Raw genomic sequence first — 12302 nt, forward strand, 5'->3', positions numbered from 1 at the left:
GAGAAGTGACTAACGCCTCGGTGCCCATGACGGCCACGGCTCCCACCAAGGAAACGATCCTCGTGGTCGACGACGAGGCATCGATACGCCGGATCCTGGAAACCCGTTTATCCATGATCGGGTACAACGTCGTGACCGCCTGCGACGGCACCGAAGCTCTGGAATTGTTCCCTACCTGCACGCCCGACCTGGTGGTGCTGGACGTGATGATGCCAAAGCTTGACGGCTATGGCGTCTGCCAGGAGCTGCGCAAGGAATCAGATGTTCCCATCGTGATGCTGACGGCCCTCGGCGACGTTGCCGACCGGATCACCGGACTTGAGCTCGGCGCCGATGACTACGTGGTGAAGCCCTTCAGCCCAAAGGAGCTGGAGGCCCGCATCCGCTGCGTGTTGCGCCGGGTCGAGAAGGAGCAGGTGGCGGGCATTCCCAACTCCGGCGTCATCCAGGTCAGCGACCTGCGCATCGACACCAACAAACGCCAGGTGTTCCGTGGCGATGAACGCATCCGCTTAACGGGGATGGAATTCAGCCTGTTGGAACTGCTAGTGAGCCGCTCCGGTGAACCGTTCAACCGCGGCGAGATCCTCAAGGAGGTTTGGGGCTACACCCCGGAACGCCACGTGGACACCCGGGTGGTGGATGTTCATATCTCTCGCCTGCGTTCCAAATTGGAGGATGATCCTGCCAATCCCGAGTTGATCCTCACGGCTCGGGGCACCGGCTATCTGTTCCAGCGCATCGTCGATTCCGTTGCCTCCGAAGGTCCCTGATCCCACCCCGGCACCTCAGCCGCGGCACAAGACCAACCGTCCTCGGGCGATCCGTCGCCTGGTGATTTGGTATCGGCGCAACGCCGCCGTCACAACCATCGTTGATGGTGCTGCCAACTCAGCGACGGCGGCGAGTTCGATGGCGGGAAATGTGGCGGAGACCGTGGTCTCCGGAGCCGGGACGGTGGCCAGCAGCGTGCTCCAACCGCTGGGGTTCGATCCCCTGCGCTGGCTGCAGGGGGGCAGCGATACCGATGAGATCGACGATGCGAAGCGTCTCTGGGTGGCCGTCGATGGCATGGGCGGGGACCATGCGCCGGGGCCGATCCTGGAGGGATGCCTGGACGCCATTGACCGGCTGCCACTGAAGATCCGCTTCGTGGGGGAAATCGACCGGGTGATGGCCGCCGCCAACAGCCTCGGCCTGCGCGAAGCCTTGGAGAGTGCACAGGCCTCCGGACATCTGGACCTGGTGGCCAGTGGCCCCTCCATCGGCATGGATGACGAAGCCACGGCGGTGCGGCGCAAACGGGACGCCAGCATCAACGTGGCCATGGACCTCGTGAAGAAGGGCGAGGCCCTGGCGGTGTACTCCGCCGGCAACTCCGGTGCGGTGATGGCTTCGGCGATTTTTCGGCTAGGACGGCTGAAGGGCATCGATCGACCTGCCATCGGCGCCCTGTTCCCAACCAAAGATCCAGGCAAGCCGGTGTTGGTGCTCGATGTGGGCGCCAACATGGACTGCAAACCCACCTATCTGCACCAGTTCGCCCTGCTGGGGAACATCTACAGCCGGGACGTGCTGCAGGTGAAACGCCCACGCATCGGGCTGCTGAACATTGGTGAGGAGGAGTGCAAAGGGAACGATCTCTCCCTGAAGACCCACGAATTGCTGCAGGACGAATCCAGGCTCCATTTCGCCGGCAACTGCGAGGGCCGGGATGTGCTGTCGGGCGACTTCGATGTAGTGGTCTGCGATGGATTCACCGGCAACGTGCTGCTGAAGTTCCTGGAGTCCGTCGGCAGTGTTCTGCTGGGGGTGCTGCGGGCGGAGTTGCCCCGGGGGCGTCGCGGCAAGGTTGGATCAGCGTTTTTACGCAGCAACCTCAAACGCATCAAAAAGCGGCTCGACCATGCCGAGCACGGTGGTGCTCTGTTGCTGGGCGTGAACGGCATTTCCGTGATCGGTCACGGCAGCAGCAAGGCCCTCTCGGTGGTCAGTGCCCTGCGCATTGCCCACTCCGCAGCCAGCCATGGGGTGATGGAGGATCTCGCCACGCTGCAACAGGGTTGTGATTGACTGACGCGACGTCAATCAACCTCCGTCTTGGTCGAGCCGCTCAGCACAACCAGCGGGGTGTTGTTCCGAGGGTCTGGCAGCGCGACGCCCAGCCGCTCGATCAGCAACGCTGAGCTTGGCCAGCGGGTTGAGACGAGTGACGAATGGATCCGCAGTCGCACCGGTATTGCGGCGCGGCGGGTGGTTAACAGTGACGAATCCCTTGCGGAACTGAGCGGAGTGGCGGCGGAACGGGCTTTGGAGATGGCCGGTTGGTCGCCCGACAGCCTCGATCTGATCCTGTTGGCCACCTCCACCCCAGACGACCTGTTCGGTTCAGCGCCACGGCTGCAGGCTCGCCTCGGCGCCACCAATGCCGCGGCGTTTGATCTCACCGCAGCCTGCAGCGGCTTTCTTTTCGCCGTTGTCACCGCCGCCCAGTACCTGCGCAGTGGAGCGATGCGCCGCATCCTCGTGGTGGGGGCCGATCAACTCAGCCGCTGGGTGAACTGGGACGATCGACGCTCCTGCGTTCTCTTCGGTGATGCGGCCGGTGCCGTGGTGCTGGAAGCGTCAGAGAACGGCCAGGATGATCTCGACGGATTCCTGCTCCGCTCCGATGGCAGTCGCGGCGAGGTGCTCCAGCTCCCCCAGGTGAGCCAGCGCCAGCCCCTGGTGGGAGACGCCAGCCATCAGTGCGGCGGCTTCGATCCCATTCAGATGAACGGGCAGGAGGTTTACAAATTCGCGGTGCGTGAGGTGCCGGCGATTCTCGAGAAGTTGCTTGCGCAGGGTGTTGTTACCGCTGATTCCCTCGATTGGCTGCTGCTGCATCAGGCCAACCAGCGCATCCTTGATGCCGTAGCCGATCGCTTCTCGGTGCCCTCAGAAAAGGTGCTCAGCAACCTGGCCCACTACGGCAACACCTCGGCAGCCACCATTCCTCTAATGCTTGATGAAGCCGTGCGCGATGGACGCATCCAACCCGGCCACCGCATCGCCAGCAGTGGATTCGGCGCAGGATTGAGCTGGGGTGCAGCCCTCTTCCGCTGGAGCGGGCCCGCCTAATCTCCGGCACGGTCTGCAGAACACAGCAATGGCGATCGCCTGGGTCTTTCCCGGTCAGGGCTCTCAAAAAGTGGGCATGGCAGAAGCGCTGCTCAGCATCGATGGCAGCCGCGAGCGTTTCGCCATGGCCTCCGAGCTGCTGGGGCGCGACCTGCTGGCGATCTGCCAGGGGGAAAGCGGCGGTGGTGATGGGCCGGATGACCTCAACGACACCCGCAACACCCAGCCCGCCCTGTTCGTGATCGAATCGTTGCTGGCCGACAACCTTCAGCAGCAGGGGCGCAAGCCTGCGCTGGTGGCCGGCCACAGCCTGGGGGAGCTGGTTGCTCTGCACAGCGCAGGGGTGTTTGAGCTGGAGACCGGTCTGCAGCTGATGAAAACCCGCTCAGAACTGATGGCGAGCGCCGGGGGCGGCGCCATGACGGCCGTGATCGGCTTCGATCGTGCTCAGCTGGACGACCTGGTGGCCGCCACGGACGGCGTCAGCATCGCCAACGACAACAGCGATGTCCAGGTGGTGATCTCGGGCTCTCCAGAGGCCGTAGAACACGTGAGTGGAGCCCTGAAATGCAAGCGCGCCATCCCTCTGGCCGTCTCCGGAGCCTTCCACTCCCCGTTCATGGCGGAGGCGGCTGAGCGCTTCGCCGCCGAACTGGACAACGTGCCCTTCCTCGATGCCCGCGTTCCAGTGCTCAGCAACAGCGCCGCCAGCGCAAGCACCAGTGCAGACGAGCTCAAACAGCGCCTGAAGCAGCAAATGACCACCGGCGTGCGCTGGCGCGAAACCATGGCAGCCATGACCGAAAGCGGCGTGGACACCCTGGTGGAAATCGGTCCGGGCAACGTGCTCAGCGGCCTGGCCAAACGCAGCATGAGCGGGGTCACCACCGCCCAGATCTCCGGGGCGGGAGACCTCGGACAGTGAGTCACTCCAGCCTCGTCCGCACCCCCAAGCCAAGCCTCACCTACCGGCTGGTCAGCAGCCTGCTGGTGTTCCCGGTCTTCCGCTTGCTGTTCCGCGGATCGACCGCCGGCAACAACCGAGTGCCCAGGCAAGGGCCCCTCGTGGTGGTGGCCAACCATGGCTCACACCTGGACCCGCCCCTGCTGGGTCATGCCCTGGGGCGCCCCGTGGCCTTCATGGCCAAGGCGGAATTGTTCAGCATCCCGTTGCTGGGACGCGTGATCCGGGCCTGTGGTGCCTACCCCGTGCGACGGGGTGCCAGCGATCGCGAAGCGATCCGCACAGCCACGGCTCGCCTCGAAGAAGGCTGGGCCACTGGTGTGTTTCTGGACGGCACCCGACAGAACGATGGCCGGATCAACAACCCACTCCCCGGAGCGGCCCTGCTAGCGGCTCGCACGGGAGCCCCGCTACTGCCGGTGGCCATCTGCAACAGCCACCGCGCCTTGGGCAGCGGGCGCAGCTGGCCGCGCCTGGTGCCGATTCAGCTGCGCATCGGCGACCCCATCCCAGCCCCGGCCAGTCGCCGCAGGCCTGATCTGGATGCCACCACCGCTCTGCTGCAGGAACGCATCAACGCCCTGCTGGATCAGAGTCCGCAGCATCCCTGAGGTCGCGACCGGTCATCACCCACGCCACCGCGCGAAGCCAATCACTCCATTGCTTGAGGCGCCCCTCCTGGGCGCAGTCTTCGCGGCAGACCACGGGAACGCCGGTGAGCTGAATTCCGCGGCTGCCGGCCACCACCTGGCCCACCGCCATGGAGCGGGGCAGGTGGTCTTCGCTGGTCACCAGCAGCACGTGGCGAACGCCATCCGCCTGCAGCTCATCCACCACCGACGTGAAGTTGCTGAGGGTGTCACGGGCCCGGTAATCCAGGGTGACGCGGTCGGGATTGAAGCGCTCCTCACTGAGCATCCATTCGGCGTACTCACGGTTGCTGCCGCCGCTCACCAGCAGGGGCAGGTCGAGCTGACGGGCCAACCGGGCACCCAGTCGTTCCCGGTCCACATCCCCACCGAGCACCAGCACCAGCTGCGGCGGGCTGCGATCCAACAGAGCCCGCCGATAGGGCGACAACGGGCCAGGCCCCAACAGCCAGACCATCAGACCAGCTCCCAGTAGCAGCCCGGTACGCACACCCGCCATCAGACCTGTCCAACAGGGGAGGTGGGGTAGATCGGCAGAACCTCAGCCCAGGGCATCGCTGCCCCGGCAGCATGGCTGCACTGCAGCAGCTTCAGCAACTGCGCCACATCCGCCTCCATATCAAGCTGCACCTCAACAGTGGGCTGGGGTGATGCCCCCTGCGGCAGCAGGGTCGGCAGGCTGAGTTCATGCACCTGCCCAGCCGTGATCTGGTATTCGCCACCCACCACCCCCCGCCGGGGCAACTCCTGGGTGATCCAGAACGGTTCCCCCTGCATGGCTTTGGGCAATTGCCCCTCCAGACGTGGGGCCATCAGGGCATAACTGCTCACCCCCAGCAGGGGGCAATCCAGCTGTTGCGCCAGGGTACGGGCCATCACCACCGTGAGGCGGGTGCCGGTGAAGCCACCGGGTCCCGTCGCCACAGCAAGGCCCTGCAAGTGGGGCCAACGCTCAGGCGGGAGGAGCTCCTGAACCCGCGAAATCAAGCTGTTGGACAGGCCCCGGCCATCAGGATGGACCTGCACCAGAGGCTCTGCCCCGGGCTGCTGGGGATCCAGCAGTGCCATGCCGAAGCAGTCAGAACAGCTGTGCAGGGCGAGCAACAGCGGCAGAGCCGTCATCGGGGCAGCTCCTGTCCAGGACGGCAACGCTGCCATCGTCCTGGATCCGCCTTGAAGCTGGAGCAGGACCGCACATCCCACTCAATCCCGGCCTGGCCATTGGGGAGATCCATCACCGAAACGTGAATGCGAGGCGCGTCTGGCTCAAAATCCGGGGTCTGGGCCAGATGCGGAACACCATGCTGACGCTCAACTGCGTGATAGGCCTGACAACGGTCGACCCAACTGCAATCCACGCAGATGCACATGCCTCCCCAGGCCGTTCATTCCCTCCATTCTGATGGCCCAAGGCTCCGGCGACGCGTTGCTTGACCAGCTGCGAGAGCGACTGGCGCCAGCCCAGTGGCCTCTCCCCTTGGCACGGCTGCCGGAGGGCACGGCACTGGTGGGTGGCGCCGTGCGGGATGGCTTGCTGAACCGTCTCCAGGAGCAGCCGGATCTGGACCTGGTGGTCCCATCGGATGCCATCGCCCTGACCAAGGGCTTGGCCAAGGAGCTCAATGGCACTTGTGTGGTGCTGGACGCAGAACGGAGCATTGCTCGGCTGGTGCTTGGGGGCTGGACGGTTGACATCGCCCGACAGGGCGGAGACCACATCGAAGACGACCTCTGGCGGCGCGACTACCGGCTCAATGCCATCGCCGTGTCGCTCCAACCCTGGGGAGAGCTGTGGGATCCCACAGGGGGACTGAATGACCTCCAGCAGGGGTGCCTGACCGCCGTCTCGGAAGCCAACCTCGTGGACGATCCTCTGCGGCTGCTGCGGGGATTGCGGCTAATGGCGGAAATCCCGCTCACCATCTCCAGCCAGACCATGGGCTGGATAGAGCGCCACGCCGCACGGCTTCCGGAAGCAGCACCGGAGCGGATCCTGGCGGAACTGCAGCGCCTGGTGCGGGGCGACCATGCTGACGCCGCGATTGCAGCCCTCAGGAGCCTGCCGTTGCTGCATCCCTGGGCGGCCGCAGGGCAACCTCCCACGCCCGGCAACACCGCAGGCCTGAGCAGCGAGGAAGCCGCAGCAGCAGTGCCCTTGGCGCGGCTGACGGCCCTGGTGAGCGATGAGGGCCTCAACCAACTCCGGGCCAGCCGCGCCCTGCGCCAACGCTGCAAACGGCTGCGGAGCTGGCAGCAACGCACCGGTCAGGCACCGGAGTCGCTATCCGAGAACGATCGACTGCAATTGCACGAGGAGCTGGAGGGGGATCTCCCCGCCTTGGCCCTGCAACTACCCATGCCCGAGAAAGGGATCTGGCTGCGGCGATGGCGCGACGCTGAGGACCCTCTGTTCCACCCCAGAACTCCAATCGACGGCAACGGCCTGCTCACGGCCCTGAAGGTCGAACCCGGGCCCCGTCTCGGACGCCTGCTGCATCATCTGAAGCTTGAACATGCCTTTGGGCGCATCCAAACCCCAAGCGAGGCGCTGAAGGAGGCCCAACATTTCTTGACCCGTGAAAGCGAGGCTCTGTGATTAACTTTCCAGGTGTCAATGATGACGGTCAGACACCGACAGATCGCATTTTCTTTCCTTCATGAGCATCCGCCTGTACATCGGCAACCTGCCGCAGACCTTTGAAGAACAGGAGCTGGTGGCTCTGCTCAAGTCGGTGGGAGAAGGGATCCGGTTCAAGTCGGTTCTCGACCGGGAAACCGGGGCATGCCGCGGTTTCGGCTTCGCCAACGTGGACGATCCGAAGCTGGCTGACGCCGTGATCGAAGCGCTGAATGGCAAGGAGTTCGGCGGCAGCGCTCTGCGCGTCGAGCGCTCCGAGCGTCGCGACAACAATGCTGGTGGCAACCGTCGTGGGGCACCCAACGCAGCCGGTCAGCCTCAAGTGGCCCGCAAGGCGGTGAACAAAGTGGTTCACTCCGATGCGAAGAACGAGGGCGCTCCCGACCCCCGCTGGGCCGGCGAGCTGTCCAAGCTCAAGGATCTCTTGGCCAACCAGAAGACGGCGGTTTGATCCGTCGCCGATCTGATTGAGGGAAACAGCCGATCAACACCAGCCCCTGCCGGTCTGACCGGCGGGGGTTTTTAGCGTGACTGAGCCAACAGGAATGAACGAGGCAGATCAAGCAGCTTGTTGACCTTGGCCACGTAGGCACGGTGATTGAACACGTCGTAATCGACCCGCTCGATTTCATCCAGGATGCCGCGGTAGAGCCGAAGCGACGTCCACACCGGCCAGCGCGCATCGGCAGACAGCCAACGGACTCCTGCTTCGGAGCGAGCAAACCAATCGCGGGCCCGCTCCAGCTGGAAGCGCATCAACGCACGCCAGGCATTGTTGAGGGTTCCAGCCATCAACTCCTCCTCGGAATAGCCGAAACGCTCGAGATCTTCCTGCGGCAGATAGATACGACCACGGCCCCGGTCTTCCCCCACATCCCGGAGGATGTTGGTGAGTTGGTTGGCGATCCCCAGAGCGACGGCGGCATCGGAGGTGTCGGGACAGTCGCTCCAGGGGGCTGAGGTGTAGGCCTGGTCGACACCCATCACCCCCTGGGTCATCAAGCCAACAGTGCCTGCCACGCGATAGCAATAGAGCTTGAGGTCTTCAAAGCGGGGGTAGCGGGTCCAGGTGAGGTCCATCCGCTGGCCCTCAATCATGTCGAGGTAAGGCTGAATGCCCTGGGGAAAGCGCTCCAGGGTGTCCACCATCACCGCATCCAGGTCGTCCTCCACCCGGCCATCAAAGAGAGCACGGGTCTTCTCCTCCCAGCGGTCGAGCCGCTCTGCAAGTTCTTCGACCGGACGCGCCTGGGCCTCCGGGCTGTCCATCAATTCATCGGTGCGCCGGCACCACACATAAATCGCCCAGATGGCACGCCGCTTCTCCGGAGGGAGAAGCAAGGTGCCGATATAGAACGTCTTGGCCCACTCGGCGGTCTCCCGACGGCAGGCCTCAAAGGCTGCGTCGAGATCCGGGGAGGCGAGGGGCATGGCTCAGGCCGTCACAGGCTCACTGGAAGAGGTCGATGATGCCAGCTGGCCTGTCTTGCGGTCCACCGCACCGGCACAGAGCTTGCCACTGAGCACAGCACCCTCCATCGAGGCGAGATAGCGCTGCATGGTGTAGTCGCCCGCAAGGAAAAAGTTCTTGATCGGGGTGGTTTGATCCGGGCGCAGCTCCTGGCAACCGGGAGTCGTCTTGTAAACGGACAACGGCGTCTTCACGACCTTGTATTTGCGCAGGGTGGCGGGGTTATCGCCACTGAAGTGCATTGGGAACAGCTTCTTGAGCTCACCCATGGTGGCCTCGATGATCTCCTCGTCGGGACGGCCGATCCAGTCTTTGGCGGGAGCAAAGACCAGCTCAAGCATCGACTTATCGGGGTCTTCGTACTCCCGGCAGGTGATGCTCATGTCGGCATACACGCTGAGCAGGGGAGAACGGCTGAACAGCAGATGGTCGATGTCGGTGAGCTTGCGATCGAACCAGAGGTGCAAGTTGATCACGGGGACACCCCGGAGGCCATCCAACTTCTGGAACACCTCCATCTGCTTCCAGGGCTCAGGCAGCAGCAGCTTGAAAGGATCCACCGGCAAGGCACTGACATAGGCATCAGCGGTGAGATCGAAGCTCTCCTTGCCCTTCACGCCACCGATGTGGAAGGCCGCCACCGAACCGTCGGCATTGAGCTTGATCTCACGCAGGGGGCTGTCAAGGTGCACTTCACCACCCAGTGACTCGATGTGCTCGACCACCGGCTGGCAGAGGCGCTCCGGCGGTGCGCCATCCAGGAACGCCATCTTGGAGCCGTTCTTCTCCTGCAGGAAGCGATTGAGCGCTGTGAGCACAACCGTGGCAGAAATTTCATCGGGATCGATGAAATTCAGGGCCTTGCTCATGGCCAAGAACACCTCATCGTTCACCCGCTCTGGGATGTTGTGGACCCGCAGCCACTCGGTCCAGGAGTATTTGTCGCACTCCTCGACGTACCCCTGACCCCGGAGCATCGCAGGCACAAGGCCCAGGCCGAAGCTGATTTTCTCAGGCCAGCTCAGCATGTCGTTGTTGCCCAGGATCGCCGCCACACCATTAACCGGTGCCGGCAGATCGGGGAAATCAAAGCGGCTGTAGGTGCCGGGTTCGTCCTGCTGGTTGAAGATCATCGAATGGCTCTTCCACTGCAGCCGGTCTTCGATGTTCAGCTCCTTGAACAGCTGCAGCATGTTCGGGTAGGCCCCGAAGAAGATGTGCAGGCCGGTCTCGTACCAGTCGCCTTCCTCGTCTTTCCAGGCCGCCACCTTGCCGCCCAGCACATCACGGGCTTCAACCACGATGGGGGTGTGGCCGGCATCTGCCAGGTATTTGGCACAGGAGAGTCCAGCAAGACCAGCTCCGGCAATAGCGACGCGCATGCGGCCGTCTCGAAAGTGAAACCAACCTTAAAAGGGCTTGACCCCCGTTCGCTTCTTAAAGTCGTGTCAGCTTTCCCGTGGGCGCGTCTTGGCTGACACCCTTCTCAAGTGCACCACCCGCCACGTGCGCCTGTTCACAGCAGCACTTCAAGAGGAGGATCTGGTTCCTTCGGATGACCAGCTGACCTTGGATCTGGATCCCGACAACGAATTTCTCTGGGATGCCGCCAGCCTCGCCAAGGTGCAGGGACGCTTCAAGGAACTAGTGGATGCCGCAGCCGGCGGCGAACTGAGTGACTACACCCTGCGCCGCATCGGCACAGACCTGGAGGGATTCATCCGGCAACTGCTCCAGGCCGGAGAACTCAGCTACAACCCAGATGGCCGCGTGCAGAACTTCTCCATGGGCCTGCCCCGCACCCCTGAACTGTTGTGACCGACTCGCGCTACGACCGCGGCGGCCGCCGACCGCGGGACGGCCGCTACGACCGCGTTGAGCGTGACCGCTATGACGCTCCGTCCAGGGGCGGATACGGCCGTCCTCCCGGCCCCCCACCAGGGGGTGGAGGCGGCCAGGGAGGCTTTCAATTCAGCACCCTCACCGTGGCCGTCCTGGCAGGGGTTCTCGTGGTGGGGATCGGCATCGGCAGCGCTGTCACCAGCACCACCACGGGCGACCAGGGAAACATTGCCAGCTCCCAGCAACTGGACATGGCCGTTCCCGACCCGGAGTTCTGCCGCCAGTGGGGGGCGAGCGCCTTCGTCATGGACATCGAGATGTACACGACGCTCAACCCCTCCAGCAGCTTTGTGACCCAGCCGACCCTGCAACCGGGTTGCGTGATCCGTCGGGAGAACTGGTCGGTGCTGCGCAAAGAGGGAGCCATCACCGCCGAGCAGGAGCGTGAGTGCAAGCAGCGGATGAACACCTTTGCCTACATCGGCTCCGTTCGGGACAAGCCCGTGGTGCGCTGCGTCTACCAAACCGACATCAGTGAGAACAAATTCCTCACCCGAGGTGTGGCAGATGACGCTGTGGGCGTCACACCAGAGGCCGATCAGTTCTGAACCAGTTGCTCCCCGATCGCTTCAGGCACGACCTTCGCTGCCTGGCGAATCGGGCTGTCAGCACTGGCAAAGACGGGCAGAACGTCATTGCGGAAGGCCACCGAAGCACGTGAGCAGTAGCGGGCGGGGTGGGTGATCAGCTTGAGCTGGCGCCGCACCTGCAGATCAGCCACCTGGGGCCGATGAATCGTGCCCGCCGATAACTCCCGCTCGATCGACACCACGGGAACAAAGGCGGCGCCCAGGCCCGCCTGAACGGCATTTTTGATGGCTTCCAGCGAATTCAGCTCCATATCGATGCGGAGGCGCTGCACATCCAGGCCGGAACGCGCCAGAAGCTGGTCGACCATCTTCCGGGTGGTGGATTGCGCATCGAGGCAGACAAAGCCCAGGCGATAGAGGTCTTCCTTGGTGAGTTCAGCCAGCCGGGCCAGGGGGTGCTTCACCGGCAGCACCAGCGCCAGCTCATCACTGGCGTAGGGCACCACCTGCAGCAGTTCATTGAGTTCCGCTGGCAATTCACCACCGATGATCGCCAGGTCGATCTGACCGTTGGCCACACTCCAGCCCGTGCGGCGGGTGCTGTGGACCTGGAGCTGCACGGAGACGTCTGGATATTTCTGGCGGAACAGGCCGATCATCCGGGGCATCAGATAGGTGCCGGTGGTCTGACTTGCCCCCACGATCAGGGATCCACCTTTGAGGTTGTGGAGATCATCCAGGGCCCGACAGGCTTCGTGGCACTGGCTCAGGATCCGGTCGCAGTAACTCAGCAGCAGATGGCCCGCTTCAGTGAGCTGCGCCTTGCGCCCGCCGCGATCAAACAGCGACACCTCCAGCTGCTTCTCCAGGTTCTGGATCTGAAGGCTGACGGCGGGCTGGGTGACGTAAAGACTGTCGGCAGCTTTCTTGAAGCTGCCCTCACTGACAATCGCGCGAAGGATCCGCAGCTGGTCGAGGGTGAACGGCAGATCGGCCACCGCGAAACACCCGGAGGAACACCAGAAAT

15 protein-coding genes are annotated in these 12302 nt (G+C 63.8%); 9 read left to right on the forward strand and 6 right to left on the reverse strand.

The features are described from left to right. Positions 1-26 precede the first annotated feature (26 nt). From rpaB to SynA1562_RS11605, 5 genes are read left to right on the forward strand one after another with little or no spacing between them, the layout of a single operon-like run. Entirely contained in the window at positions 27-773 is a 747-nt protein-coding gene (gene rpaB, locus SynA1562_RS11585) for a response regulator transcription factor RpaB (protein WP_025362545.1), read from the forward strand. Then, the gene (plsX, locus tag SynA1562_RS11590) at positions 754-2073 is read left to right on the forward strand and encodes a phosphate acyltransferase PlsX (RefSeq protein WP_186493971.1); all 1320 of its coding nucleotides are present in this window, start codon (positions 754-756) and stop codon (positions 2071-2073) included. Before rpaB ends, plsX begins: the two co-directional genes overlap by 20 nt. A 27-nt stretch (positions 2074-2100) precedes the next feature. Next, on the forward strand, positions 2101-3120 hold the full coding sequence (locus SynA1562_RS11595) for a beta-ketoacyl-ACP synthase III (RefSeq protein WP_186493972.1): 1020 nt from the start codon (positions 2101-2103) through the stop codon (positions 3118-3120). A 28-nt stretch (positions 3121-3148) separates the two neighbouring features. Then, positions 3149-4045: an ACP S-malonyltransferase gene (gene fabD / locus SynA1562_RS11600; protein WP_186493973.1), complete on the forward strand. Its 897-nt coding sequence runs from the start codon at positions 3149-3151 to the stop codon at positions 4043-4045. Then, complete coding sequence (locus SynA1562_RS11605) at positions 4042-4695, forward strand: 1-acyl-sn-glycerol-3-phosphate acyltransferase (RefSeq protein ID WP_186493974.1); 654 nt, start codon at positions 4042-4044, stop codon at positions 4693-4695. Before fabD ends, SynA1562_RS11605 begins: the two co-directional genes overlap by 4 nt. Here the strand turns inward: SynA1562_RS11605 and SynA1562_RS11610 are convergent. The 3 genes from SynA1562_RS11610 to SynA1562_RS11620 are packed head-to-tail and all read right to left on the reverse strand — an operon-like array spanning position 4658 to position 6104. Beyond that, positions 4658-5233, reverse strand: coding sequence for a YdcF family protein (locus tag SynA1562_RS11610; protein WP_186493975.1), 576 nt, complete (start codon positions 5231-5233; stop codon positions 4658-4660). The two genes, SynA1562_RS11605 and SynA1562_RS11610, sit on opposite strands and share 38 nt — an antisense overlap. Continuing rightward, positions 5233-5856 carry a tRNA (adenosine(37)-N6)-threonylcarbamoyltransferase complex dimerization subunit type 1 TsaB gene (tsaB, locus tag SynA1562_RS11615; protein WP_186493976.1) on the reverse strand — a complete coding sequence of 208 codons (624 nt, stop codon included), beginning with the start codon at positions 5854-5856 and terminating at the stop codon, positions 5233-5235. Before tsaB ends, SynA1562_RS11610 begins: the two co-directional genes overlap by 1 nt. Beyond that, a complete protein-coding gene (locus SynA1562_RS11620) occupies positions 5853-6104 on the reverse strand; it encodes a Ycf34 family protein (RefSeq protein WP_186493977.1) in 252 nt (83 codons plus the stop codon). The genes tsaB and SynA1562_RS11620 overlap by 4 nt, the downstream gene beginning before the upstream one ends. A 32-nt stretch (positions 6105-6136) precedes the next feature. Here SynA1562_RS11620 and SynA1562_RS11625 point away from each other — a divergent pair, with 32 nt between their 5' ends. Both SynA1562_RS11625 and SynA1562_RS11630 read left to right on the forward strand, forming a co-directional pair. Then, entirely contained in the window at positions 6137-7330 is a 1194-nt protein-coding gene (locus tag SynA1562_RS11625; RefSeq protein ID WP_186493978.1) for a CCA tRNA nucleotidyltransferase, read from the forward strand. Positions 7331-7391: 61 nt separating this feature from the next. After that, on the forward strand, positions 7392-7823 hold the full coding sequence (locus tag SynA1562_RS11630) for an RNA-binding protein (RefSeq protein WP_186493979.1): 432 nt from the start codon (positions 7392-7394) through the stop codon (positions 7821-7823). A gap of 71 nt (positions 7824-7894) precedes the next feature. On the opposite strand, the gene SynA1562_RS11635 is transcribed toward SynA1562_RS11630, so the two are convergent. Next, positions 7895-8803, reverse strand: coding sequence for a phytoene synthase (locus SynA1562_RS11635; RefSeq protein ID WP_186493980.1), 909 nt, complete (start codon positions 8801-8803; stop codon positions 7895-7897). A 3-nt stretch (positions 8804-8806) separates the two neighbouring features. Beyond that, positions 8807-10225 carry a 15-cis-phytoene desaturase gene (pds, locus tag SynA1562_RS11640; RefSeq protein WP_186493981.1) on the reverse strand — a complete coding sequence of 473 codons (1419 nt, stop codon included), beginning with the start codon at positions 10223-10225 and terminating at the stop codon, positions 8807-8809. Positions 10226-10313: 88 nt separating this feature from the next. On the opposite strand from pds, the gene SynA1562_RS11645 reads away from it, so the two are divergent. Beyond that, complete coding sequence (locus tag SynA1562_RS11645) at positions 10314-10661, forward strand: NAD(P)H-quinone oxidoreductase subunit M (RefSeq protein WP_025362552.1); 348 nt, start codon at positions 10314-10316, stop codon at positions 10659-10661. After that, entirely contained in the window at positions 10658-11293 is a 636-nt protein-coding gene (locus SynA1562_RS11650) for a DUF3172 domain-containing protein (protein ID WP_186493982.1), read from the forward strand. Before SynA1562_RS11645 ends, SynA1562_RS11650 begins: the two co-directional genes overlap by 4 nt. Here the strand turns inward: SynA1562_RS11650 and SynA1562_RS11655 are convergent. Continuing rightward, positions 11284-12273 carry a LysR family transcriptional regulator gene (locus SynA1562_RS11655; RefSeq protein ID WP_114987555.1) on the reverse strand — a complete coding sequence of 330 codons (990 nt, stop codon included), beginning with the start codon at positions 12271-12273 and terminating at the stop codon, positions 11284-11286. The genes SynA1562_RS11650 and SynA1562_RS11655 overlap by 10 nt on opposite strands. Positions 12274-12302: the final 29 nt, after the last annotated feature.

Origin of the sequence: Synechococcus sp. A15-62, assembly GCF_014280075.1 — a bacterium.
In the GTDB taxonomy this organism is placed as follows: domain Bacteria; phylum Cyanobacteriota; class Cyanobacteriia; order PCC-6307; family Cyanobiaceae; genus Parasynechococcus.